Origin of the sequence: Streptomyces syringium, assembly GCF_017876625.1 — a bacterium.
Taxonomy (GTDB): Bacteria; Actinomycetota; Actinomycetes; order Streptomycetales; family Streptomycetaceae; genus Streptomyces; species Streptomyces syringius.
On sequence record NZ_JAGIOH010000001.1, the window covers coordinates 2,396,280 to 2,420,769 of the forward strand.

26 protein-coding genes are annotated in these 24,490 nt (G+C 71.5%); 15 read left to right on the forward strand and 11 right to left on the reverse strand.

Features of this window, described 5'->3' with window-relative positions; genetic code table 11:
• Nucleotides 1–26: 26 nt before the first annotated feature.
• Both JO379_RS10590 and JO379_RS10595 read right to left on the reverse strand, forming a co-directional pair.
• A complete protein-coding gene (locus JO379_RS10590) occupies nucleotides 27–503 on the reverse strand; it encodes an NUDIX hydrolase (RefSeq protein ID WP_209514729.1) in 477 nt (158 codons plus the stop codon).
• The gene (locus JO379_RS10595) at nucleotides 496–1,251 is read right to left on the reverse strand and encodes a DUF5919 domain-containing protein (protein WP_209514731.1); all 756 of its coding nucleotides are present in this window, start codon (nucleotides 1,249–1,251) and stop codon (nucleotides 496–498) included. Before JO379_RS10595 ends, JO379_RS10590 begins: the two co-directional genes overlap by 8 nt.
• 373 nt (nucleotides 1,252–1,624) lie before the next feature.
• Between JO379_RS10595 and JO379_RS34095 the strand changes: the two genes are divergently transcribed.
• Entirely contained in the window at nucleotides 1,625–1,837 is a 213-nt protein-coding gene (locus JO379_RS34095; RefSeq protein ID WP_372449065.1) for a DUF6255 family natural product biosynthesis protein, read from the forward strand.
• Here the strand turns inward: JO379_RS34095 and JO379_RS10600 are convergent.
• Entirely contained in the window at nucleotides 1,809–2,390 is a 582-nt protein-coding gene (locus tag JO379_RS10600) for a TMEM165/GDT1 family protein (protein WP_130877553.1), read from the reverse strand. The two genes, JO379_RS34095 and JO379_RS10600, sit on opposite strands and share 29 nt — an antisense overlap.
• Nucleotides 2,391–2,595: 205 nt before the next feature.
• Nucleotides 2,596–3,387, reverse strand: coding sequence for an ABC transporter permease (locus JO379_RS10605; RefSeq protein WP_130877554.1), 792 nt, complete (start codon nucleotides 3,385–3,387; stop codon nucleotides 2,596–2,598).
• Nucleotides 3,388–3,601: 214 nt separating this feature from the next.
• On the opposite strand from JO379_RS10605, the gene JO379_RS10610 reads away from it, so the two are divergent.
• From JO379_RS10610 to JO379_RS10625, 4 genes are all read left to right on the forward strand, one after another.
• A complete protein-coding gene (locus JO379_RS10610) occupies nucleotides 3,602–4,270 on the forward strand; it encodes an HNH endonuclease family protein (RefSeq protein ID WP_130877555.1) in 669 nt (222 codons plus the stop codon).
• Between the two features lie 86 nt (nucleotides 4,271–4,356).
• Entirely contained in the window at nucleotides 4,357–6,177 is a 1,821-nt protein-coding gene (locus JO379_RS10615; RefSeq protein ID WP_209514733.1) for an alkaline phosphatase D family protein, read from the forward strand.
• Nucleotides 6,178–6,259: 82 nt separating this feature from the next.
• Entirely contained in the window at nucleotides 6,260–6,739 is a 480-nt protein-coding gene (locus tag JO379_RS10620) for a DoxX family protein (protein WP_130877557.1), read from the forward strand.
• Nucleotides 6,740–6,996: 257 nt separating this feature from the next.
• Nucleotides 6,997–7,638: a DedA family protein gene (locus JO379_RS10625; protein WP_130877558.1), complete on the forward strand. Its 642-nt coding sequence runs from the start codon at nucleotides 6,997–6,999 to the stop codon at nucleotides 7,636–7,638.
• A 407-nt stretch (nucleotides 7,639–8,045) separates the two neighbouring features.
• Here JO379_RS10625 and JO379_RS10630 read toward each other — a convergent pair whose 3' ends face one another.
• The 3 genes from JO379_RS10630 to snpA form a co-directional block, all read right to left on the reverse strand.
• Nucleotides 8,046–8,570: a DUF1990 domain-containing protein gene (locus tag JO379_RS10630; RefSeq protein ID WP_307841947.1), complete on the reverse strand. Its 525-nt coding sequence runs from the start codon at nucleotides 8,568–8,570 to the stop codon at nucleotides 8,046–8,048.
• Nucleotides 8,571–8,578: 8 nt separating this feature from the next.
• The gene (locus tag JO379_RS10635; RefSeq protein ID WP_130877559.1) at nucleotides 8,579–8,803 is read right to left on the reverse strand and encodes a hypothetical protein; all 225 of its coding nucleotides are present in this window, start codon (nucleotides 8,801–8,803) and stop codon (nucleotides 8,579–8,581) included.
• A 265-nt stretch (nucleotides 8,804–9,068) separates the two neighbouring features.
• On the reverse strand, nucleotides 9,069–9,725 hold the full coding sequence (gene snpA, locus JO379_RS10640; protein ID WP_130877560.1) for a snapalysin: 657 nt from the start codon (nucleotides 9,723–9,725) through the stop codon (nucleotides 9,069–9,071).
• Between the two features lie 207 nt (nucleotides 9,726–9,932).
• On the opposite strand from snpA, the gene JO379_RS10645 reads away from it, so the two are divergent.
• The 10 genes from JO379_RS10645 (at nucleotide 9,933) to JO379_RS10690 (ending at nucleotide 19,947) form a co-directional block, all read left to right on the forward strand.
• A complete protein-coding gene (locus JO379_RS10645) occupies nucleotides 9,933–10,973 on the forward strand; it encodes a LysR family transcriptional regulator (protein ID WP_209514735.1) in 1,041 nt (346 codons plus the stop codon).
• A gap of 128 nt (nucleotides 10,974–11,101) precedes the next feature.
• A complete protein-coding gene (locus JO379_RS10650; RefSeq protein ID WP_130877562.1) occupies nucleotides 11,102–11,362 on the forward strand; it encodes a DUF6332 family protein in 261 nt (86 codons plus the stop codon).
• A 651-nt stretch (nucleotides 11,363–12,013) separates the two neighbouring features.
• Entirely contained in the window at nucleotides 12,014–12,205 is a 192-nt protein-coding gene (locus JO379_RS10655; RefSeq protein WP_130877563.1) for a hypothetical protein, read from the forward strand.
• 38 nt (nucleotides 12,206–12,243) lie between these two features.
• Entirely contained in the window at nucleotides 12,244–12,435 is a 192-nt protein-coding gene (locus tag JO379_RS10660) for a hypothetical protein (protein ID WP_130877564.1), read from the forward strand.
• A gap of 344 nt (nucleotides 12,436–12,779) precedes the next feature.
• Nucleotides 12,780–14,513, forward strand: a complete 1,734-nt coding sequence (locus JO379_RS10665; RefSeq protein ID WP_209514738.1) for an alpha/beta fold hydrolase — start codon at nucleotides 12,780–12,782, stop codon at nucleotides 14,511–14,513.
• Entirely contained in the window at nucleotides 14,510–15,088 is a 579-nt protein-coding gene (locus JO379_RS10670; RefSeq protein ID WP_130877566.1) for a hypothetical protein, read from the forward strand. The genes JO379_RS10665 and JO379_RS10670 overlap by 4 nt, the downstream gene beginning before the upstream one ends.
• A gap of 50 nt (nucleotides 15,089–15,138) precedes the next feature.
• Nucleotides 15,139–15,894 carry a class I SAM-dependent methyltransferase gene (locus tag JO379_RS10675; RefSeq protein WP_130877567.1) on the forward strand — a complete coding sequence of 252 codons (756 nt, stop codon included), beginning with the start codon at nucleotides 15,139–15,141 and terminating at the stop codon, nucleotides 15,892–15,894.
• A complete protein-coding gene (locus tag JO379_RS10680) occupies nucleotides 15,891–17,621 on the forward strand; it encodes an ABC transporter ATP-binding protein (protein WP_209514740.1) in 1,731 nt (576 codons plus the stop codon). The genes JO379_RS10675 and JO379_RS10680 overlap by 4 nt, the downstream gene beginning before the upstream one ends.
• Nucleotides 17,618–19,102: a phytoene desaturase family protein gene (locus JO379_RS10685; RefSeq protein WP_209514742.1), complete on the forward strand. Its 1,485-nt coding sequence runs from the start codon at nucleotides 17,618–17,620 to the stop codon at nucleotides 19,100–19,102. The genes JO379_RS10680 and JO379_RS10685 overlap by 4 nt, the downstream gene beginning before the upstream one ends.
• Nucleotides 19,099–19,947 (forward strand): nuclear transport factor 2 family protein, encoded by an 849-nt coding sequence (locus JO379_RS10690; RefSeq protein ID WP_130877570.1) that lies wholly within the window; start codon nucleotides 19,099–19,101, stop codon nucleotides 19,945–19,947. Before JO379_RS10685 ends, JO379_RS10690 begins: the two co-directional genes overlap by 4 nt.
• On the opposite strand, the gene JO379_RS10695 is transcribed toward JO379_RS10690, so the two are convergent.
• The 4 genes from JO379_RS10695 to JO379_RS10710 all read right to left on the reverse strand — a co-directional run bounded on the left by JO379_RS10695 (nucleotide 19,935) and on the right by JO379_RS10710 (nucleotide 24,469).
• Complete coding sequence (locus tag JO379_RS10695; RefSeq protein WP_209514744.1) at nucleotides 19,935–20,774, reverse strand: M23 family metallopeptidase; 840 nt, start codon at nucleotides 20,772–20,774, stop codon at nucleotides 19,935–19,937. The genes JO379_RS10690 and JO379_RS10695 overlap by 13 nt on opposite strands.
• Nucleotides 20,775–20,952: 178 nt before the next feature.
• Nucleotides 20,953–21,897, reverse strand: a complete 945-nt coding sequence (locus JO379_RS10700) for a Gfo/Idh/MocA family protein (protein WP_209514746.1) — start codon at nucleotides 21,895–21,897, stop codon at nucleotides 20,953–20,955.
• A 75-nt stretch (nucleotides 21,898–21,972) separates the two neighbouring features.
• Nucleotides 21,973–22,818 carry a VOC family protein gene (locus JO379_RS10705; RefSeq protein ID WP_209514749.1) on the reverse strand — a complete coding sequence of 282 codons (846 nt, stop codon included), beginning with the start codon at nucleotides 22,816–22,818 and terminating at the stop codon, nucleotides 21,973–21,975.
• Between the two features lie 139 nt (nucleotides 22,819–22,957).
• Entirely contained in the window at nucleotides 22,958–24,469 is a 1,512-nt protein-coding gene (locus JO379_RS10710; protein ID WP_209514751.1) for an MFS transporter, read from the reverse strand.
• Between the last annotated feature and the right edge of the window lie 21 nt (nucleotides 24,470–24,490).

Sequence of the window (24,490 nt, forward strand, 5' to 3'; positions counted from 1 at the left end):
TCGTGCCCGCTCATCGCGTCCCCGCCCTATCGGATCGCGGGCATACGCCCGTGCCGCCAGTCGTCCACGCGCTTGCGCACACCGGCAACCATGGGCAGCGCATCCACTTCCTCCGGGTCGAACCAGCGCACATCCGTGGACTCGTCCGACACCGCAAGGTTGCCCGTCTCCCCCGCGACCGGGCGGGCGAGGAAGCAAATGGAGAACTCCTGCCGTACTTCCCCGTCGTCGTAGGCGAATACGTGCCTGGGATTGCTGTACGTGCCCACGATGCCGGTCACTGTGACATTCAGGCCGGTTTCCTCTTTCGTCTCCCGTACGGCGCATTCGGGAAGGGACTCGCCAATACGCATGGCACCGCCGGGCAGTGCCCACATCCCGTTGTCGCTTCGACGCTGGAGCAGGACACGACCGCCGACATCCACGACCACGGCCGAAGCCGCCGGGACGAGGCTGTTGGCGGCCGGGGCGTCGGGGTCGTCCTCGAAGTCACGCCTAACCATGAGCGTCTCCCTGCCAGACTGGGCTCCCGCTCTCCCACAACTCCGCTACGTGAGAGGCGAAACGGTCGAACAGCCCATCGTCCTGACGGCGCCGTAGGTGAAGCGTAGGGGCGTCATGGCCGACTCGATGGGTCAGCAAGGGGGTCACGATCATGTCGTCGTCGAAGCGGAAGACCGAGAGGTGGGCATGACCACCGCTGAATCTCGCTTCGATCCCCGGCTGGGCCTTGATCTTCTCCAGCTCGGCAAGGGTGACGCGGATGCGGGTGGACAGAGTCAGCGGCACCGCCTCGTCCCTCTCCCTTGCGCGCGTCAGGTCGCTGTCGGGATCGCCGACCAGGAAACGGATTCGACACCCCTGGGCGGCCTTCCGGCGTAGCGCCGTACCGAAGCGCGCCTGCTCAAGCCAGAGGAAGTAGTTGGTGTATCCGGCGAAGGTCAGATCCTCCGTGGCATTGGTGATCAGCGAACGCCACAGGGATGCCGGGCATCCGGACCGATAGGGGTAGACCGAGACGATCTCCCGGTCCGGCCCGATCTTGACGGCCTTCCTCGCTGCCTCCGGCCAGAGCACCGCCTCATCCTCTCCGAGTGCCTCGCAAGCCGCCCACCGGTGCCGGGCGCGGGGTACACGTCCCGCTTGAGTGATCCACCTGCCCACTGTCTTGATGTCGACACCACACCGCTCGGCCAGCTGGTCGTCCGTCAACCGTGCATCGGCCATGGCTCGGCGCAGGGCTTCGTTCACGAGTACCCCCGGGGACGTTGGGAACACATCGCACGCTAAGGCTGCTGCGTTCCCAACGTCCCCGGAACGCGGTAGGAACGACCCCTTCGAGGCATGAAGGTAAGTGTCATGTCCGACATTCAGCACGACACCCCGAGCTCCCCGGCACACCGACGTGCGTCACTCCCCTCACCGACCGCCTACTCGGAGAGTCAGCTACGCGGTGACGCCTGTTGCTGGTGCCGTCTCCCAGAAGGAGGCCATGTGCCCGCCGGCCGCGTCGAGGTCACCGACTGGGCCGGGGTAGCCAGCACGTGGCACCTCAGAGCGTGCGCCGCCTGCGCTGCCAACTGGCAGATGCCGCGTACCGGCACACGGTGACCGGGCTCCGCCCATGCCGTGCACGCACCCCGAAGACGAGTGGACCACAAGCGCCGGCATCGCCGCATGCGGCAGGTGCGGCACGCGGCGCTTCGTGGACTACCGGGCCCTCGGCCCCGCGATCGGTCTGCCCGAAGGCGCGCCTCGCGGGGCCGCGGGCACAGGCAGCGGCACACTGCGCCCAAGCGGTACAGCCGTCAGCCCGCCACCGCCTCGTACAGACTGAACCCCGCCAACGCCAGCATCAGCACCGCCGCGATCCGTGTGATCAGAGCCAGCGGCACCCGCTTCATGAGGGTGCGGCCGCCCACGATGCCGAGGCCCGCCACCGACCACAGGGCCAGGACCGCGCCCACGCCGACCGAGACGGGGTCGTCGTAGCGGGCCGCGAGGTTGGCGGTCATGATCTGGGTCAGGTCGCCGAACTCCGCGACCAGGATCAGCATGAAGCCCGCGCCGGAGACCTTCCAGAAGGACTGGTCGGCGGGCTTCTTGATCTCTTCCTCGCCGTCGTCCTTCTTCAGCAGCAGCATCGCCGCGCCCGCGAGGAAGAGCAGGCCGACGACGGCCTGGACGAGGCGGTGCGGCAGGAGGGTCAGGACGCTGCCCGCGGCGATGGCCAGGGCCACGTGGACGGCGAAGGCGGCGGCGACGCCGACGAAGACGTAGCTCGCGCGGTAGCGGGTGCCGAGCATCAGGCCGGCGAGAGCGGTCTTGTCCGGCAGCTCGGCCAGGAAGACGACCCCGAAGACCAGGGCGGCGACGGTGAAGCTGAACACAGGGTTTCCTCTGTCGGTGGGGCTGCGCGCACCGAGGGACGGGGCCTGCGTGGGGATCAGGGGTCGCTTCGGCACGGCAGCGTCGTGGACACTGCGGCCGAAGGTCTCGCTGGCGGATGTGAAAACCTCCGCCTCCGGGCGCCGGCTGAGCGAACTCAGCAGTATGTCGACGGTCCGGCGAAGAGCTACTCCCCTTCTGCTCCCTTCAGGGTACAGGTACCTCGGTGGGGGCACCCCGGTGCAGCAGGCCCCTGGCGATCAGTTCCAGGGTGAGGGCCACCGCCACCACCTGCACGGCCATCAGCGCGACCAGCACGAACAGCTGCACCGCGCCCGCCAGCAGCGGTGAGGCGCCGCCCAGCAGCATGCCCACGAAGGCGCCCGGCAGCGTGACGAGGCCCACGGTCCGGGTCTGGTCCAGGCCCGGCAGCAGAGCGTCCGAGGCGGCCGGGCGGGCGATCTCCAGCCGGGCCTCGCGGTCGAGGAAGCCGAGGGCCATGGCCGCCTCCACCTCGCCGTGCCGGGTGCGCAGCTCGTCCAGCGCGCGCCGGCCGGCGAGGACCGTCGCGGTCAGGCCGCCGCCGATGAGGATGCCGGTGACCGGGATCAGCGCGATACCGCGGTACGGCACGAGCCCGGTCAGAAGCAGCGCGGCGACGACCGGCAGCACCGCGCCCCCGATCGGCACGGCCGCCCACCACCAGGTGCGATTGTCCGTGACGCGGCGGCCCGCCGTCCGGACGGCGACGGCGAACATGAGCAGCACGAAGCACAGCAGCAGCGGGGCCGCCCGGACCACCCAGCCGATCAGTGCGGAGACCGCCGCCAGTTGCACGGCGGCGCGCAGTCCCGCGACGGCGATCTGGCGGGCGTAGCCCCGGCCCCGGTCGCCGGTGAGGCGGGCGAGCGCGGCGACGGTGACGGCGGCGACGAGCAGGGCCGCGAGGACCACCCCGAGGGTGGTGTCGACGGGCAGCAGGACTTCGGCGGCGAGCACCCGGTCACCCTACGGTTGTTGAACATCCCTGCTGACGCGCGCGGGTGGCGGCGTGTCAGCGAACCCGTCCGAGGGGTGGATCACGCTCCCGCCCCCTTGCTTTGACATGGTCGCGTCGCCACGCTGTTACCCGGCGACCACCCCTCGGTAATCCGTCGCCGCGATGCTGGCCGCGCCCCGACGGCCGACAACCCCCCACTTCAAGGGAGTTCCCATGTCCGGTATACGCGTCACCTCTGCTCCGCGCGGCGTCTACGCGCGTCGTGCGGCCGTCGGCGGCGGGCTCGCCGCCCTGGTCGGCACCATCGTCCTCAGCGGCCCGGCCGCCCACGCCGCGCCGCCCGCCCCGGCGGACGCCGCGACCGCCCGTACGTACCTGGGCGAGCTGACGGTCAAGAGCGAGGGCTCCATGGACGGCTACAGCCGGTCCAAGTTCCCGCACTGGAGCAGCCAGGGCGGCGCCTGCAACACCCGTGAGGTCGTCCTCAAGCGCGACGGCGAGGACGTCCAGCAGGACGGCAAGTGCGCCGCGGTGGAGGGCCGCTGGGTCTCGCCGTACGACGGCGCCACCTGGGAGGACGCCCAGGACATCGACATCGACCACATCGTGCCGCTGGCGCAGGCGTGGCGCTCGGGCGCCAACACGTGGACGACCGCGCAGCGGCAGGCGTTCGCCAACGACCTGACCCGCTCGCAGCTGATCGCCGTCACCGACCGGGTGAACCAGGCGAAGGGCGACAAGGACCCGGCGCAGTGGATGCCGCCGCTCGCGTCCTACGCCTGTACGTACAGCCAGATGTGGGTCACGGTGAAGCACCACTACAAGCTGACGGTCGACCCCGCCGAGAAGAACAAGCTGGCGGCCGTCCTCAAGGGCTGCTGACCCGCGCGGACTTCACCCCGGAATGGGAAACTCCGTGCTCCCCTCCCTCGTTTCGTACCGTACGGAATGACGGAGGGGAGACCGGCATGACGGCAGCCCTGCGCCTGGGCCCGCTGCTGCGGTACGTCGACTGGCAGAGCGGTACGAGCGCCACCGTGTGGGTCGAGAGCGACCGGAGTTGCGAGGCGGAGGTCCGCTGCGCCGACGGCGCGGGCGGCTCGGCGCGCACCTGGCAGGTCGCCGGGCACCACTACGCCCTGGTGCCGGTCACCGGCCTCACCCCGGGCAGCGAGACGGCGTACGGCGTGTTCCTGGACGGTGAGCCGGTGTGGCCGCCCGCCGGGTCGCCCTTCCCCGACAGCACGATCCGCACGCCCGCGATCGGCGCCGGCGGCGGTGACGACACCGTGCGGGTCACCTTCGGGTCCTGCCGGTGGTCCGCGCCGCCCCCGGAGGCGGAAGGCGTCGGCGCGCGGGCCCGTCTGAAACCCTTCGGCCCGTTCGGACCGGACGCGCTCGACACCCTGGCGAGCGACATGGCGCGTGACATGGCCCGTGACATGGCGCGTACGGAAGCCGATGACGACCCCGGCGGTCACCGGCCCGATGTCCTCGTGCTGCTGGGTGACCAGGTCTACGCGGACAAGACCTCCGAGGCCACCCGGCGCTGGATCGCCGAGCGGCGCCCGCTCACCGAGCCGCCGTGGCACCAGGTCGCGGACTTCGAGGAGTACACCCGGCTCTACGACGAGTCCTGGCGCGACCCGGAGGTCCGCTGGCTGCTCTCCACCGTCCCGAGTCTGATGATCTTCGATGATCACGACGTCATAGACGACTGGAACACCAGCGAGGCCTGGCGGGACCGGATGCGGGCGACGCCGTGGTGGCGGGAGCGGGCGGTCAGCGGTCTGATGTCGTACTGGGTGTACCAGCACCTGGGCAACCTCTCCCCCGACGAGCTGGCCCGCGACGAGCTCTACAAGGCGGTCGGCTCCGCCCCGGACGGCACCGAGGCGCTGCGGGAGTTCGCCGCCCGCGTCGACGACGACCCGGCCGAGGCCCGCTGGAGCTATCGACGGGACTTCGGGCGCGTACGGCTGGTGATGGTCGACACCCGTACGACCCGGGTCCTCGGGGAGAGCGCGCGGGCGATGCTCGCCCCCGCCGAGGCGGACTGGCTGCGCGGCGAGGTGCTGGCCGGCCACGGCTCGTACGACCACCTCCTCATCGGCTCGTCGCTGCCCTGGCTGCTGCCACCGGCGGTGCACGACGCCGAGGTGTGGAACGCGGCGCTGTGCGCCGGGGAGCGCGGTCCGCGCTGGGCGCGCGTGGCCGAGACCATGCGCCAGCGGGCGGATCTGGAGCACTGGGCGGCGTTCCCGGCGTCGTTCGCGGAGCTGACCGAGCTGATCACGACGGCGGGCAGCGGACCGGACGCGCCCGCGACGATCAGTGTGCTGGCCGGTGACGTCCACCACGCGTACGTCGCCGAGCCCGCCCTGCCGGACGCCGTCCGCAGCCGGGTCCTCCAGCTCACCTGCTCCCCGGTGCACAACAACATCCACACCATCGTGCGGCTCGGCTTCCGCTTCGGCTGGAGCGGGCCGGGGCGGTGGCTGGGGCGGGCGCTGACGCGGCACGGGCGGGTGGGGCGGGCGCCGTTCGGCTGGGACAGGGTCGGCGGCGGTCCCTGGTTCGGCAATCAGCTGATGACGCTGACGCTGCGCGGCCGCGCCGCCCGGCTGCGGCTCGACCAGGCGCGCGCGGAGACCGATGACGCCGGGAAGCGGCTGGCCACGGTCCTGGACATGGAGGTCGACACGGCCACGGTCACTGACCCGGCCAAGGGCCCGGCCAAGGACGTGCACGAGGCCCCGGATACCAGGGCGCGCGTTCGAATGAAATAAGAAACTTGAACTTGCAAGTATCGTTAGGGGTACCTAACCTGGAGCCCTCGTCCTTCCCGTCCCCGCCACGAGGAGCCCACCCATGCCCCCCACGTCTTCGGCCTCGGCGCTCACCGCCCGGCTCGACGCCGCCCGCCCCTACGTCCTCTCCGCCTTCCGCGTCGTGGTCGGCCTGCTCTTCGCCTGCCACGGCGCCGCCTCGCTGTTCGGCGTCCTCGGTGGCGCGGTCGGCGGCGGCACGATCGACGCCGGCACCTGGCCCGGCTGGTACGCCGCCGTCATCCAGCTCGTCGGCGGCGGCCTGGTGATGCTCGGCCTCGGCACCCGCAGCGCGGCCTTCATCGCCTCCGGCTCCATGGCGTACGCGTACTTCGACATGCACCAGAGCAGCGCCCTGTGGCCGATACAGAACGGTGGCGAGGCCTCGGCGATGTTCTGCTGGGCCTTCTTCCTGCTCGTCTTCACCGGTCCCGGCGCCCTCTCGCTGGACCGTCTGTTCTCCCGCTCCGGTGGCGAGGACGCCCAGGCGTCCGCTCCGCAGCGCACCCCCAGCGCGGTCTGACCGCGCAGTGGCGGCCCCGGGCCGTCCGCACCGCCCGTCATCAGGAGGGGTCCGGCACCGCCGGACCCCTCCTGGCGCATGACCGGGCCCCCTTCCGGCGAGCACCCGGAGCCACTCACGGCCCGTGACTTTCACAACATCACAACCCCCCGATCCCACGCCTCAGGAGCCCCAGGCGTACGCTGTACGGTTGTGAAGGCCGCCCCTGCCGCTCCCCTGCGACGTCGCGGCGGGGGACCGTACCGGGAGATCAGGACGTGCTGGAGCAGCTGGGGGCGTTGGCCACCACGCCATGGATTTATGTGATTGTCGGCTTGTCCGTTCTCCTCGATGTTTTCCTCCCGGTGCTGCCGAGCGGGGTCCTGGTGATCACCGCCGCCACCGCGGCCGCGGGCACCGCCGCCGACGCGGCGGCCGACGCCGCCCGGGGCCACGCGGGATTCGCCGACATGTTCGCGCTCGTGATGTGTGCCGCGACCGCCTCCGTCCTCGGCGACCTGGTCGCCTACCGCCTCGCCTGGCGCGGCGGCGACCGCTTCGACCGCGCCATCTCCCGCTCCCGCCGGCTGACCGCGGCCCAGGCCAAGCTGGGCACGGCGCTGCTGCGCGGCGGCGGCCCGCTCGTCGTCCTGGCCCGGTTCGCGCCCGCGGGGCGCTCCGTGGTGAGCCTCGGCGCGGGGGTGATGCACCGCAGGGTCGCCGAGTTCCTCCCCTGGTCCGCGCTGGCGGGTCTGACCTGGGCGGCGTACAGCGTGAGCCTCGGCTACTTCGGCGGCCAATGGCTGGGGGCGACCTGGTTCGGCACGGCCGTCTCGGTCTTCGCGCTCTTCGCCGCCGGCTCGGGTGCGGCGTTCCTCATGAGCCGCCCACAGCCCGCCGAGGCACCGACGACTCCGTAGGGTGTGTCCGCAAAGTCCTGGCCCACGACGCTCCCCAGCCACCGTGGGAATACCCCCAGGCCCGGTCCCGCTGGGGGTGACCGGGCTACCGCCCGGCACGCACCAGACGCCGCGAGCCACGGCCCTCCGGGCGTACGCCGCGACTATGCGGACACGTCCTGGTCCCGTACACACCGGGCACGGCCCGACACACCCTGCGTATCCGGCGGAGCCATACGCACCGGCTACGTACCCCTGCGCGCCCGCTTCGGCGCCGGCCGTACGAAGTGGGTCCGGTCGCGGTAGCGCGCGGATACCGAAGCCGCGCGAGCGGGCCCGCGCAGTCGGGCCGGTGGAGCGGTACAGGGCATTCCGTACGCCGGTGGGACGCGGGCGCGCGGGGGCGGCCGGAGGGGGGCGGGGCGGGATCAGCCCCGGATCGTCCGGCGGGCGGCTTCCTTGCGCAGGGCGCGTCCACAGCCCCGCGCGTACGCCCGCTGGAAGAGGGGCACCAGCGGTCCGGCGGCCCTGGTGAACCAGCGCGCGGGCCAGCTGAAGGCGGTGACGGTCAGCGTCACGTCCCCCGCGTCGTCGATCGTCACGACGAACGCCTCCTCCCCCGTCTCGGGGTGGCCGGGCAGGGTCCCGTACGCGAAGCCGGCCCGCCGCTCCTCCCGTAACGCCCAGGCCACCGCGCAGGGGCCGTAGACCCGCAGGGGGCCGATGCCGACGCCGGGGGTCACGGTGACGCCGTACGCGGCGGGAGGCGTGCCGTCGGCGATCCGCACCCCCGCGGCCCGGTGCATGCCCCAGGTCAGCACGGCGTCGGCGGCCGCCTCGAAGACGGCCCGGCCGTGGCCCGTGGGCGTGCTGACGCGGAGGTGGGAGTACCCGCCGGGCAGCGGATCGCGCCCGGTGGCTCCCACCTCCGGATAGGTGAATCGCGGCGCCACGGGTGCGGTCAGAGCTTGGTCAGCTTGGTGAAGGGCCCCGGAATCCGCTCCTGGCGCGATGCGAAGTCGACGAGCACGGCGATGCCGTCCTCGACGCCGATGACCCGTCCGAGACCGTACCGGTCGTGTGTGACGCGGTCCCCTACGGCGAAGTGCTCGACCGGAAGCGTCACGGGCGGGGTGTTGAAGGGGCTGGTGGGCAAGTAACGTCGGGTCGCTCTTGGCTTCGTCATTGGCCTCAGTATGCGCCCTCGGCGGACCCGGGTGGGCTGGCACGGGACGGCGGCCCGGTTCCGGGAAGGAGCCGGGCCGCCGCCGTCGTGCGTCACGGGATCGTCCGGAAGATCACCCAGGGGCTGTTGGTGATCTTGCGGAGAAGCCGCCGGGGGCCCCCGCCGGATCGACGGGAGACCACTTGAGAGCCGCTTTCGGGGTCGCGCGTGCGCCCCTGCGGGCGCCCTGCCGGCCGCCCGCGCGACCCCGGGGATCAGTGCGGTGTCAGTGCGCCTTGGTGAAGGCGTCCTTGTTGAACGCGGTCATGCCGTTGGCCCACAGCGAGTTGACCCGGCTGCGCTCGGCGCTGTTCGGGGTGGCGTTCCGGCAGGACGGGCCGGGGCCGCCGCCGGACATCAGCTCGCTGCACGGGCCCGAGTAGTGGTCCGGCAGACCGAGGACGTGACCGGTCTCGTGGGCGGTGACGCGGGTGGAGTCGTACTGCTGGTTCTGCCGGTAGTCGAGGAAGATGTAGCCGCGCCCGTGGCCGTCGGTGCTCGCGTAGGAGCCACGGGAGTCGTTGCCCTCGCGGTAGGTGAAGTCCGCGTTGCTGCCCGCACGCAGCTGGACGTTGCTCACGGAGCTGTTCCAGATCCGCGCGCTGCTGGCTATCTGGTTGGCGAAGGTGGGGGCTCTGCGGGCGTCGTAGGTGACGGTCACGGCGCGCAGGCCCGGCTTCGCGGCCAGCTTCGCCTTCGCGGACTTCATCACGGCCTCGAAGAAGGCCTTGTTGTTCGCCTCCTCGGCCGCCGAGCCGACGTACGAGGACTGCGTGAACTGCCGGTCGGTGTGCGCCGTCGCCGCGGAGGCGGGCACGGCCGTCATGCTCGCGGCCAGTCCGAGGCCGAGTGCTGCCGAGAGCACCATCGTGGAGCGGTTCATGTGGGGGACTCCATTCGTTCCGAGCACCTTCGGCCGCACGGGGTGGACAGGCGGCCGGGGTGCGTCGGGTGAACTCTTTGGTCCCGGAGAGTCTCTGACGAGATATCAATGGTGCGGATGATGCCAAGTGGCCATAGCACCGAGTAATCACCTACCCTGCCCCGGCTGTGTCTGGTGTGACGCAGGAGGCGCGGTTATGCTCCCCCCGTGGAGCTAGAGGTCAGGCACCTCCGTGCGCTTTTGGCCATAGCCGACGCGGGAAGTGTGCGGAAAGCGGCGTTACAGCTGGGCATGACCCAGCCCTCCCTCACCACTCAGCTCAGCCGGATCGAAGGGGCCATCGGCGGCCTCCTCTTCACCCGCGGCCAGACGGGGAGCCGGCCGACACCGCTGGGTCACTCGGTGCTGTCCCGGGCGCGGCCCATCGTGGCCGAGATGACCGCTTTGGTGACGGCCGCCCGGGACGCGGCGGTGGGCTCGGGGGGCTCGCGCCTGCGGATCGGCAGCATCGGCAGCCGTGCCGTGACGGGCTGGCTGGGCCGCGTCCACGCCCGTCTCCCCGACACGGACACCACGATCCATATAGAGGTGTCGGCGGACACCCTGCTCCAGCTGCTGGCGACGAACCAGCTCGACGTCGCCCTGGTCCACGAGTTCGACGGCTTCCCCCTGACCGTCCCGCCCGGGGTGGAGCGACGCATGCTCATCGCGCGCGAGCCGAGGTTCGTCGCCCTGGCCGCGGGCCACCCGGCGGCGGACCGGCCGGTGATCAGGCTCCCGGACCTCGCCGGCGAACCCTGGATCGTCGACCCGACGGCCGACGACGAGTGCGCGGCGCTGCGCCGCGCGTTCACCTCCGCGGGGTTCGACCCCCGCCTCGTGCACGTCCGCGACAGCACGACCGCCGCCGAGCTCGTCGCCTCCGGCGAGGCCGTACGCCCCTGCCAGCCCACCGCCGACCCGGCGCCCGGCACGGTGCTCCGCCCCCTGCACGGCGACCCCCTGGCCGCCCGGCTCTTCCTCGCGTCGCGACCCTGCTCCATGCCCCCGGCCGACCTCGACGCGCTGTTCGGCGACCTCCAGGACGCGTACGAGCAGCTGATCCGGGCCAACCCCGCCTATCGCGCCTGGCTCAGCCGCCACACCAGCCCGCTGCTACGGGTGCCGGACCGGCCGGATCAGCCCGGCCGGCCGGATGAATCAGGCCGCTGCGACCGGTCCCCGAGGACGGAGCCGCCCGCGGCGTGAAGCCGCGAGGCCCCGCCGGCCACGCGCCGCCGGCCGTGTCCGCCCCGCCCGTATCGGGGCTTGCACCCGCTCACCACCGCGCGGGATGACAGACTGCGGGGATGAAGGTACCGGGAGAGAGGCGGCGCATGTCCGGACCACGTCGTCAGGAGAGCCGCGACGCCATCACGGTGGAGATCAGCTACGCGGTCGCCAGCGGCTGCGCCGTGGCCGCGCTGCTGTTCCTCGTCGTGGCGAGCCCCGCGCTGTTCCTGGACCTCGGCCGCGGTGTGGAGTCGGCGCTGTTCACCTGCGCGACCCTCCTGGCGGCCGCCGGTTTCACCATGCGGGCCGTGACCCTGCTGATCAGGCTGCGCCGGGCGCAGGACGCGTCCGCCGACGCGCGCTGAGGGCACGGGCGGACGCCTTCGACGCCGCCTCGGCGGCCGGACCGTGAGCGCACGGTCCGACCATGACAGATGACGCGCGACCCCCCGTTCAACTGCTCGGGGTCCCGAACACCCCCGAGCGATATTTCCGTTTTCTTGGAAAAATAGGGATTCCGGAGACTTTCGGGAGAGCGGAATCGGCCACTCCTTTACCCGCGCATTACGCGGGGCGCGCCGGGCCCCGACAGCAGAAGCCCAGGTCGGGCCCGTACCGGGGGTAGCGCCGACGACGGCCTGCACGCTATGGATCCGGCCAGAAATCTTTATGGCCTGTTCTCATTGATCCACAGCCCGCTAGTGTGGTGATCGCCACCGAATAGTTATTCGAAGGCGCTGACACCCCGACGCATGGATTACCGGCCGACGTCCGGGATGATTCGGTCCCCGAACCCGGACCCCAAAGCCGCGCATGTCCCATCGAGATAGCGCACCACGAATTCAATTCTCCCTGTGACGCATGCGGCGTCCAAAGGTCCGATATCCCCGTCATTCCCTTGCGGGATTCTGCCCGCAGCTCCCGTCGGGAAAGGCCGTATCCGCGTCCCGGTGCGGGGAACACCACGCAATATCCCGTATGCAGTACCTCGCCATAAAGAGACGGAGGACAGCACGATGGAGCAGAAGATCGCCGCGTTCATGAACGAGCAGGACCTCGGTGCGCTGGAGCAGGGCTACCAGGACGATGCCGGTCCGGTCCTGGCCACCCCCGTGGCGGCCGTTGCCACCTGCTGGTACGTCGGCGGTGCCGTGGCCGGCGCCGGTGCCGTGGTCGGTGCGTACGTCACCGGCCGCGTCAACGGCTGAGCCTTCACCCCATAAACATCACTGAAGGGAAACAAGCGATGAGCAAGATTATCGACAGCGTTGTCGCCGTCACCCCCGAGAAGCTGACGGACGAGACCCATGGCGAGTTCGGCGCGATGATGCCGATTCAGGCCACCCCGGCCCTGGTCGCCTTCGGCGTGGGCTTCGCCGGCGGTGCCGGTGCCGCGTGGGTCACCGTCCAGGCGTACGAGGCCGGCGCCAACGACTGACGTCCTGCCGGACTGAGCGCCACCTGACCGGAAGCCCTGCGGGCTTCCGAGAGTGCCTTCCGGGAGCTGTCCGCCGGGAGGTGAGAGGTCTGTCGGGCCGCGGCGCAATCGCGGCCCGACAGCCTCTCGACTCTACCCTCAGCCGATTCGACGCGGAGCAAATTTTCGGCATGCAGCTGATAAAGAAGCTTAATTCTTCGCTATTTTCTCCGATTCCGATTTCCCGGGACCGGGCAATCGGCATATCGGAACGACTTGCGGCCCTTTCCACTCTTTCTTCTTCTCTGGAATACCTTCATCAGCACCGGAATCTGGGCCCCGGCGGGCTCAATGACTGGGAAATCATGAAGCAGACGCCGGAGAGCAAGATTCCGGCCGTTCAGAGGCTCACCGACGCCGTGAGCGGCAGGCGCACCACGCTGGCCCTGCACGCCTCACGCGCCGCCTGCAGCCTGGGGATGCTCCTGCCGGGGAACAACAGGTGGCGGGCGGCGGGCAACCTTTACCTCGGCGTCACCACCACGCTGCTCCAGGCCCGCCACCGATACGGCACGGACGGCTCGGACCAGGTCGCCACGCAGGTGCAGGCGGTCACCGGCCTCGCCCGGCTGTCGAACAGCCCGCAGGTCAAGGATGCCCTCATGTGGTATCTCGCGATCCAGGCCAACATGTCCTACGCGACGTCCGGTTGGGCGAAGCTGGCGGGCAAGAAATGGCGTGACGGCTCGGCCCTGCCCGGCGTGCTGCGGACCCGCACCTACGGCTTCGAGCGCGCGTACCGGCTGACGCAGCGCTACCCCCGGGCCAGCAAGCTCACGCAGCACGCGGTCCTGGCGATGGAGTGTCTTTTCCCCGTCGTCTATCTGGCGGGCGGGAAGCTGACCCGGCCGATGATCGGCGCGGCCGGCGGCTTCCACATCGCCAACGCGTTCGTCATGGGCCTGGGCCGTTTCATGACCGCGTTCCCCGCGATGCACCCCATGGTCGCCTACACCACCGCGCCCCGGACGCTGCCGGTGGTCGCCGGCCGGGACGACCGGATGGTCAAGACCGCGCTGGTCCTGCTGGCCGGCGGCGTCACCGCGTCGGCCGTGCTGGCCACGCAGCGGCGTGCCCGCGCCGTGGAGGGTTGGCCCAACTCCCGTACCGTCACCACGCGTTACGGCAATGTCCTGCGGTACGACACCGGCGGCCGGGACGTCGCCGACCGTCCGGTCCTCGTCTTCAACCACGGCCTCGCCTCGACCACCGAGCACTTCGCGTGGATCGTGGAGCGGCTGGCGTTCGACCGGGGCCAGCCCGTGGTGACCTACGCCCGTGCCGGCTACGGCCCGAGCCGCCGGGTGAAGGAGTCCCCGTACACCATCCAGGAGTCCGTGGACGACCTGGAGGACCTGATCCGCCAGGCCCTGCCCGAGGACCGCAAGGTGGTGCTCGTCGGGCACTCCCTGGGCGCGGAGCTGAACCGGCGGGCCGTGGCGCAGCTCGGTGACCGGGTGGCCGGCGTCGTCTATCTCGACCCCTCGCACCCGGGGCAGCTCATCCGGTCGGAAAAGCAGCGCAAGGGCAGCGAGCTGTTCACCGACTCGATGACGGACATGGCGCGGTGGACGAAGCTGGGCTTCGGCTCGCTGATGACACGCCCCCGCTGGGTGGACCACCTGCCCTACGCCTACCGGGACAAGGCGTTCGCCCTCTACGCCGACTCACGGCTGTGGACGGCGGCGGCCCGGGAGTGGAAGGCCGTGCGCGAGGAGTTCCAGTCCTTCGAAGGGGACCTGCCCCCGGTGCCGGCCCCGGGCCTGGTCGTCGCGGCGCAGGTGACGGTCGACATCGATCCCGAGCAGTTGCTGATGTACCACGACATCGTCCGGGCCCACCGGACGGCCGGCCGGCACGGGGACGTCACGGTCGTCGAGCGCGGCGGGCACGACACGATCCTGACCGACGCCCGGCACGCGCGTACCACGGCGGACCTCATCGCGGACTTCGTGGACGGGCACTGCATGCCCCAGGCCGCGCCGGCCGCCGGGGGCCCGGCCGGGGAACTCCCGGGAAAGGCGAGTGAGAAGAAGTGAACGCCACCACCTTGCTGAAGGACGCCTTCACCGGTCCCGGCGCCCTGACCAGGCTCGCGGGCGCGGCCCTGCTGCTGACGACGCTGTCCGCGCAGCATCCGCATCCGGCCTTCGAGCGCGGGCGGGAGAAGGACCTGTTCTCCCTCGTGCCGAACTGGAAGTTCTTCGCGCCGAACCCCGCGACGCACGACTACCACTACCTCTACCGCACGCTCGACGAGAGCCGTGAGACGTCGCCCTGGATCGAACTCGACCTGATCCAGGACCGCAGGATGATCCAGGCCTTCTGGTTCTCGTCCCGCCGTACGGAAAAGGCGGTGTTCGACATCTGCAGCGCCATCATCAAGAACATCGCCAAGGGCGAGGACCCCACCGGATCGCCGCCCTTCCGGGTCCTCGCCGAGTTCATCAGGAAGCAGATCCGGGACGCCCCGAACGTCTCCGAGGTGCGCGGCTTCCAGTTCTCCGTGGTGCGCGCCGGAGGGCACGACGACAGCGAGGATCCCGAGGTTCTCTACGTCTCCACCTATCAGGCGATGAATCCCGTCTCACCGGGCTTCCTGCGGGCCGCCTGAGACCGGGACCCCTGCCACGGGGGTTCCACGCACACAGAAACGGAGAACCCATGACGATCGCGGACATCGGCTACGGCAAGCAGTTCGAGGGCTGGTACGACCGGATCTTCCAGGACGACGCCTCCGCGCGGGCCGCCGTCGAGGCCCTGGCCGGGTTCCACCCGGACCCGGCGTCGGGGACGCTGGAGTTCGGCGTCGGGACCGGCCGGATCGCGCTGCCGCTGTCGCACCGCGTCGGCCCGGTCACCGGTGTGGACTCCTCGCGGGAGATGCTGGCGGCCCTGGAGAAGAAGGCCGACGAGGGCGAGGTGACCGCCGAGCTCGGCGACATCCGCACCTACCGCGGCGAGCGGAGTTACGGCCTGGTCTACTGCGTCTGCTCCACGCTCGCGCAGATCCTCGACCCCGAGGGTCAGCGGGAGGCCATCGCCCGAGCGGCCGAACTGCTGCGGCCGGGCGGCCGGCTGGTGGTCGAGACGCACAACCGGCCGGGCATCGTCGCCCAGCACGAGGGACAGACGCGCACCACGATATTCGTGCCCTACCCGGAGCCGAACACGGGCATCCAGATGCACGCCACGCTCCTGATGGACAACCGCATCTGGCAGGTGTCCACGGTGTGGTTCGAGGCGGACGGCACCCACCGCATCGGCACCGAGGCCGTGCGCCTGCTCACCCCCGACGAGGTGGACGGCTACGCGCGGGACGCCGGGCTGCGGCCCGAGGGTCACTACAGTGACTGGCAGCGGACCGCGTACGCGCCCGCGGCCGGCCTGTTCGTCGCGTCCTACACCAAGTCCGCATGAATCTCCGGGAGATAGTCCGCCGCCACCGGGCCCTGCTGATCATCGGCGTCGGCATGGGCCTGGTCGGCGCGGCGGCCACGCTCGCCCAGCCCTGGATGCTGGGCCGGCTGATCGAGGCGGTGGCCCTGGACGAGCCGATCGCCTGGACCGTCACCTTCATCGCGCTGTTCTTCGTCGCGGACGCGGCGCTGAACGCCGGACACGCCTACGCGATCGGCCGGGCCGGCGAGAACATCGTCTTCGACGCCCGGCGCGTCCTGGGCGGCCGGCTGCTGCGCAGCCAGTTCCCCGCCTTCTCCCGCCTGGAGCACGGGGATGTCTTCGCGCGCACCGTGTCCGACACCTCCATCGCCTGTCTGGTCATCGCGCAGGCGCTGGCGCAGGTGGTCACCTCGGTCTTCATGGTGGCCGGCGGCATCGTGCTGATGGCCCTGCTCGACTGGAAGCTGCTGCTGGCCACGGTCGGCTGTCTCGGGCTGGCCAGCGGTGGTGCGCTGCTGCTGGCCCGCCAGGTGCGCATCGCCGCCCTGAAGAACCGGGAGAACATCGGCGCGTTCGGCTCGGGGCTGCAGCGCGTGCTCGGCGCCATCACCACCGTCAAGGCGTCCCGCGCCGAGGAGCGCGAGACCGAGGAGCTGGCGCGGCTGGCCGACCGGGTGCGGCACAGCGGGATCCGGGTCACCGGGTTCAGCTCGCTGCTCACCCCGGCGATGAACGTCGGCACGCAGCTCTCGCTCGCCGTCGTCATCTCCTGGGGCATGGCCCGGGTCGCCACCGGGTCGCTGTCGCCCGCCGACCTCACCTCGTTCGTGATGTACCTCTTCTACGTGGTGTCGCCGCTGGTGATGCTCTTCATGTCGATCGGCCAGATCCAGCAGGGCCGGGCCGCCATCCAGCGGGTGACGGAGCTGGGGGCCATCCCGCAGGAGGAAGAAGAGGAGAAGGCCGGGGAGCCGCGGGAGCGCGCGGCCGCCTCGGAGTCGGCCCCCGCGGTCCGCTTCGAGGGCGTCGGCTTCTCCTACCAGGAGGACGTCCCGGTGCTGCGGGACGTCTCGTTCAGCCTGCCGCGTCGCGGCCTGACCGCGATCGTCGGCCCCTCCGGTGCCGGCAAGACGACGACGTTCCAGCTCATCGAGCGTTTCCACCGGCCGGACTCCGGCACGATCCATGTGGCGGGCCATGACACCGCCACCCTGAAGCTCGCCGAACTGCGGTCGCTGGTCGGCTACGTCGAGCAGGACGCGCCGCTGCTGCGCGGCACGATCCGCCAGAATCTGACGTATGCGAACCCCGGGGCCGGTGCCGAGGAGATCGCCCGCGCGCTGCGGCTCGCCAGCCTGGAGGACTTCGTCGCCGCTCTGCCCGACGGGCTCGACACGGTGCTCGGTGAGCGCGGCGCCGGGCTCTCGGGCGGCCAGCGGCAACGGCTCGCCATCGCCCGCACGTTGTTGCAGCGGCCGGAGGTGATCCTGCTGGACGAGGTCACCGCGCATCTGGACAGCGACACCGAGGCAGCGCTGCGCGACACGATGGCGGAAGCCGCCGGCGAGTGCGCCGTGCTGGCCATCGCGCACCGGCTGTCCACCGTCGTACAGGCCGACCGCATCATCGTGATGGAGGAGGGACGCGTGCGGACGATCGGCACCCACCGGGAACTCATCGCGTCCGACGAGGTGTACCGGCGGCTCGCCACCCAGCAGTTCGCGGCCGAGGACGCGCTCACATGACGCGCCCCGATGTCGCCGTCGTCGGCAGCGGCCCGAACGGGCTGGCCGCCGCCGTCACCCTGGCCCGCGCCGGGCTGACCGTGCACGTCCACGAGCAGGCCGCCACGGTCGGCGGCGGCCTGCGCGGCGAGGCGCTGTTCGACTCCGAGGTGTGGCACGACATCTGCGCCGCCGTGCACCCGATGGCGGCCGCGTCCGCGTTCTTCCGCGAGTTCGACCTCGCGGCCCGCGGGGTCCGCCTGCTCCAGCCGCCGATCAGCTACGCGCACCCGCTGGACGGCGGCGACGCCGCGTTCGCCTACCGCGACCTCGCGCGGACCTGCGCCCGGCTCGGCCCGGACGGGGGGCGCTGGCGGCGGCTGATGGAGCCGCTGGTGCGGCACAGCACGGGGGTGACCGACTTCCTGCTGTCCGGCCAGCGGTCCCTGCCCTCCGGCCCGGCGGCCCCGCTGCTGCTCGGCCCGCGCGTGCTCGACCACCTCCTGCGGGGCGGCGGACTACGCACCGAGGGGGCCCGCGCGCTGCTCACCGGGGTCGCGGCACACGCGGTGGGCCGGCTGCCCAGCCTTCCCTCGGGGGCCATCTCGCTGCTGCTCGGGCACCTGGCGCACGCCACCGGCTGGCCGCTGCCGCAGGGCGGCAGCGTCCGCATGGCCGAAGCGCTGGCCGACGACCTGCGGGCGCACGGCGGCGTGCTGCACACCGGCCACCGGGTCACCGACCTCGCGGAGCTGGACGCCCGGGTGGTCATGCTGGACACCACGCCGCGCGGCCTGCTGGCCCTGGCCGGCGACCGGTTGCCGCCGCGCTACCGCCGGGCGCTGGAGCGCTTCCGCTACGGGCCGGGCGCGGCGAAGGCCGACTTCCTCGTCAGCGAGCCCATCCCCTGGGCCCACCCCGAGGTGGGCCGGGCCGGGACCGTGCACCTGGGCGGCACCCGCGCCGAGACGCTCAGGGCGGAGAACGCGGCCGCCCGGGGCGAGGCCGACGAGGAGCCGTACGTGCTGCTCGTCGACCCGGCCGTGACCGACCCGGGCCGTACCGTGGGGGGCCGCCGCCCGGTGTGGGCCTACGCGCACGTGCCCAACGGCGACACCCGGGACCCGGTGCCGCTGATCACCCGCCGCATCGAGCGGTACGCGCCGGGTTTCGCCGACACGGTCCTCGCGGCGCGCGGCATACCGGCGGCCGACTACGAGCGGTACAACCCGAACTACCCCGGCGGCGACATCGGCGCGGGAGCCATCACCCTCACCCAGTCGCTCCTGCGACCGACGCCCGCCTGGAACCCGTACCGCACCCCCCTGCCCGGGGTGTACCTGTGCTCCGCGTCGACACCGCCCGGCCCCAGCGTGCACGGCATGTGCGGCCACTTCGCCGCCCGGGCCGCCCTCCGCCGCGAATTCCGCATCACCACCGCACCGCCCCTGGGGCCCGAGGGCGGTGCCATCCCCATCGAGAACACCAGGAGAGCACCATGAGCAGCACGCACCGCCCCACCGCCGCGGAGGACTTCGCCGGATACCTCCGCGCCTACCACGCCGACGCCTTCGACGGACAGGACCCGGTCGAGGAGGTCTGGGACCGCTACCACCTGCCCGACGGCACCCACCGGGTCAACGGCCGGGAGTGGGACCGGAAGAAGACCCTGCGGGGCGTCCGCTCCCGGCGCTCCCTCGGCGCGCCCTACGAGCTGTACATCCACGAGGTGACCGTGGAGGGGAACCGGGCCGCCGCCCGGTACACCATCGGCACGCCCATGCTGTGGAAGGTCCAGAGCGCCACCGACACGGCCGTCTTCGCCGAGCTGGCCGAGGACGGGCGGGTGGCCCGTACCGACATCTTCTCCGCCGGCCGCGCCGGCTGGTCGGGGCCGGGCAAGGACGACCCGTTCGACGCGGCGGCCCGCCCCGCGCCGGGCACCGCCCCGGCGCCGCCCCCCGCCGCCGGCGCCGAGCCGACACCGGCCCAGGACCCGGCGCACTACCTGCGGGCCTTCTACGCCGCCGGCTACGACCCGGCCGTCCCGGCCGCCGAGGCCCACGACCGCTTCCACACCCCCGACGCGCTGCACCAGGTCGGCGGGAAGGTGATGCAGCGCTCCGGCATCCTGAAGGCCCTGGAGGAGGGCCGGAAGCTGGGCCACACCTACCCGGTGGAGGTGCACGAGACATTGCGTGAGGGCAATCGCTTCGCGGCCCGCTACACCACGAGCCACGACGGGAAGCCGGCGCGGCGCCAAGAGGTCTTCGCCTTCGGCGAGTTCGCCCCCGACGGCCGCGTCCGTCTGGTCCGCTTCGTACTGCAACCCGGCTACGGGGCGTAGGGGTCCGGCCGTCCGGTCGTGGCGGTCCGGGCGGGGCTGAAGCAGGTGTTGTCGGCGGGCACGCCGTCGTGCTCCTGGCCGTCGTCGTCCTGGTAGCGCCAGCTGAAGCGCAGGCCGTGGGCGGAGGTGATGTCGGGTCCGTCCATGAGCTGGAAGTGCAGATGGGGCTCCGTGGAGTTCCCCGAGTTGCCGCACTCGGCCAGCACCTGCCCGGCCGTGACCCGGTCGCCCACGGCCACCTTCAGCGAGCGGCGCCGCAGATGCGCGAAGACCGCGTACGCCCCGTCCCCGAGGTCGAGGACGAGGTGGTTGCCCAGCAGATGCCGGGGCGAGCCGAGGGAGCGCACGAATCCTTCCGGGACCACGTAGAGCACTCCGAGCAGCGAGGAGCGCGACAGGTGGTCCCGCTGCCCGTCCCCGACGGCCACCACCCGGCCGTCCGCCGGGGCGAGCAGCGGCTCCCCGAACGCCGGATAGGCCTCGGGCCGCCGCGCCACCGGCCAGAACCACACGGGATCCGGCGCCGGGCGGCGGGCCAGGTCGATGGCGTAGGTCTGCGCGAGGTTGTGAGTATGGCTGGGCACCTTGGTGGCCGGCCCGTTGCGCGCCATCCAACGACCGTTCACCGGCCCGCCGAGCGCCAGCGGCGGGGCCTCATCGCGCGGTGGGCGCTGCGCGAGGGACATCGCCCGGCGCATCAGCAGACCGATGATGATCAGGCCGAGCCCGGTGAACCATAACGGCCCGATGCCCTGGGCGTTGACGACGATGCACACGGTGCCCGCGGCCACGACGAGGCCGTGACGCTTCCAGACGTTCTGCAACATGGGGGCCTTCCATAAGGCGAACCGGCAGAGGGGGCCCAGCCTCGCAGATACGGAAGGGGCGGAGGTGGCCCCGGATCAAGAACCTGCTGTCTCATCCGTGGTCACTCGTTCTCGGCACCACTGATCGCCTCGTCCTACGGGCGACGACCGGCCAGTGGCACCGAGCCGGGAGAGGGCTTCAGCCGGGGCTGTTGACCTGGCGGTCCAGGTCGAGGGTGAGCTGGAGCGCGTCCAGCACACTCGCAGGCGCGATCTGATTGTCCGCTTCGCCGCGCACCACCTCCAGGACGTGACCGATCATGGCGGTGTACTGGTCGGCGGCCGGCAGTTGGAGCTCCTGCGCGCCGTCGGCGGTGTAGGCGGTGACGGTACCGGAGGGTTTGCCGTCGAAGCCCATCGTGGACGTGGCGTCCAGTACGCCGTGCTCGAAGGTGGCGGTGTAGCCGCCGCGGGCTCCCCATGCCTGGGGCATCAGCGAGGAGACGGAGCTGCGGGCCGCCGCGCCGTCGAAGCGGAAGGCAGCCTCGATGGCACCGGAGTCCTCGCCGCGCGCCACGGTGGTGACGGTGGTGGCCCGGGGCAGGCCGAGGGTGCGGGTGATGATGTCCATGTCGCTGTGCAGTGCTTCCAGCGGCAGGACCTTCAGCCCCAGCGAGACGCCCGGCCACAGGTGCGCGGTCAGGTTCCACAGCGTCAGCTGCTCCAGGCGCCCGTAGGTGCCCTGGTTCACCGCGTCGAAGAGGGCCTGGTTCGCCGGGATGAACCGCTCGAACATGTCGACGAACACGTGCTTGTCGCTGTGCGCGGCGGACTCGGCCACCCGCTTCGCGTCCTCGATGTCATCGGCCAGCGGCAGCTCGACCAGCGCGTGCTTGCCCGCCTGAAGGGCGCGCAGCACGAACTCGGCGTGCAGCGGGAGCGGCAGGCAGATGTCCACCAGGTCGAAGGAGCCGTCCTCGAACGCGGCGTCCATGTCGGTCGAGGAGGCGAACCCGAACTGGCCCGCCACCTTCGCGGTCTTGGCCGCGTCCCGGCCGAACATCACCACTTCCACATCGTCACGAGCGGCGTAGACGGCGGCGTGCGCCTGCCCGAAGCCGGTTCCCAGCAGTGCGATCTTCATCTCTTGTCTCCTTTGCGGTGGGTGGGGCCCCGGCCGGTCCTGCCGGTAGCACGGCGGAGTGGTCGGGGAGCGGGCTCAGCGGGTTGCGGGCGGGGTGGGCTGGGAGAGAAGGCCGAAGCGGTTCCCGCGGGGGTCGCGGATACGGGCGCGGGCCGGGCCGGCAGGCGCGGAGCGCGGCTGCTGCTCCACTCGCGCGCCGTCCTCCCGCACCGCTGCGGCGGTGGCGGCGACGTCGGCGACCAGGAAGGTGGGCATGACGTAATCCGCCGCGTAATCCGCCGCACTGTCGTTTTCGCCACTGTGATCCCACAAGAGGCCGGAGGGGTACTCGGCGCCGGGCCCGAAGACGGCCAGGCTGGGCACGTCACCGATGGTGTCGCCCTGCTCGAACCGCCAGCCGAAGCCCCGGGTGTAGAAGTCGGTGGTGGCCCGGACGTCGGTGGTGCCGATCTCGAAGCCGGCCATCGACCCGGGCTTCGGGGTGAAAGCGGCCTGCTGCATGTACTCCTCTGTTCCGGCGATGCGCTCCTCGAAGCGTTCGGAGGTGGTCCGGGAGAAGAGGGAGAACAGGTTGCCGCGCGGGTCCTTCAGCCGGGCGAAGACGGTCACGTCCCCCACCGGTGTGGCCGGCACGACGGTCGTGGCGCCCAGCCCGGTGAGCGTGTCGACGTCGGCGTGGACGTCGGCGGACAGGAGGGAGAGGTTGATCGCCTCGTCACCGGTGTCGCCCTGCTGGATCGCACCCATCGGCCACGGCGCGCCGGGGGCGAGGATGCGGGTGTAGGTGCGGCCGTCGATGGAGGAATCCGCATCGGCCTCGAACGTCCAGCCGAGGAGGGACCCGTAGAAGTCGGTGACGGCCCGGGGATCGGTGGTGCCGATCTCGAACCAGACGACCTGGCCGGGAGACATGAAGCTCATGAGGATTGTTCCTTTCGTGCGACCGCGAACGTGGCATGGGTCGCGGGGTCGGGTTCTTTCGTGCCGAGCCTGGCTCGCCCTCAGGGGCGGGCTCGCGTACAGAGCCGGAGGATTGACCCCCGCGCGGGCCCGCGGCAGGTCAGGCCACCGGAACCGTGCTGTCCTGCTGCTCGGACCGCCTGGCCGGGCCGGCAGCCGGCTTCTTGGTACCGGCCGTGCGGGGCAGGGCGGACAGCAGGGCGAACGCGGCAACGAACGCGGCCGCCACGTACCACAGGGAGCCGGTGAAGGCGTGCGGCATCCGCGCGGCTTGGGCGGCGGGGTCGCCGTGGCCCAGGCGGGCGAAGAAGATCACCGAGGACAGGGCGACACCGACGGCCTGGCCGAGCTGGACGGTGGTGTTGGTCAGCCCGGACGCGGAGCCGGCGTGCTCGTGGGGAACCTCGGAGAGGATCACGTCGGTCAGCGGAGCGATGATCAGGCCCATGCCCAGGCCCATCGGGATCAGCGGAACGATGGCCTGCCACATCGCGATGTCGCTGCCGTAGTGCTGGACCAGACAGGCGAACAGCGCCATCCCCGCAGCCGCCAGCAAAGCGCCGGCCTGCAGGACCACGCGACCGAAGCGGGGCACCAGGACCTGCATGGACATCCCGGCACCGGCCATCATCGCCGCCGACAGCGGCAGCCCCGACAGTCCGGCCTTCAGCGGCGACCAGCCCAGCCCCAGCTGGAGGTAGAGGGTCCAGGCCAGAAAGAACACCCCCGAGGCCAGGCCGAACATCAGCTGCACGCCCTGCCCGCCGGCGAAACTGCGCCGGGCAAACAGCGACAGCTCCACCAGCGGTGAGCCACCTCGCCGCAGCAGACGCCGCTCCCAGGCAACGAAGAGCGCCAGTACCGGCACGGACGCGGCCATCGATACACAGGTCCAGGCAGGCCAGCCCAGCTCACGGCCCTGGGTCAGCGGCAGCACCAGCGCCAGCAGCCCGGCGGTGGCCAGCACCACCCCGACCAGGTCCAGGCGGGCCGCGCGCTCGGCCTTCGACTCGCTGATCACCAAGCTGCCGGCGATCAGCCCCGCGATGCCCAGCGGCAGATTGACCAGGAAGATCGGCCGCCAGCCCAGCCCGAACAGATCACCCTGCACGAGCAGCGCGCTGACCAGCGGGCCGGCGATCGTTCCGAGCGCCATCACCGCGCCGTAGATGCCGAAGACCTTGCTGCGCTCCCGCTCGGGAAATGTGACGTGGATGATCGACAGCACCTGCGGCACCATCAGGGCCGCCATCGCGCCCTGCGCGACGCGCCCGGCCAGCAGCATCTCCGCGTTGCCGGCGATGCCGCAGACCAGCGAGGTGACGGTGAAGCCGACGACGCCGAGCAGGAAGACGCGCTTGCGGCCGAACAGGTCGCCCAGGCGGCCACCGGTGATGAGCCCGAGCGCGAACGCCAGCGCGTACCCGCCGGTGATCCATTGCACCTGTGCCGACGAGGCTCCGATGTCCTGCTGGATGTGCGGAATGGCCATGTGGACGACGGTGACGTCGACCGCGTCCATGAACGAGGCGATCAGCACCACGGTCAGCGCCGCCCACCTGCGCGGATCAACCGTGTTCAGGGCGTTTCGGGGATGTTTGTTCTCGGACATGCCGTCCAAGCTAGGGGTCTT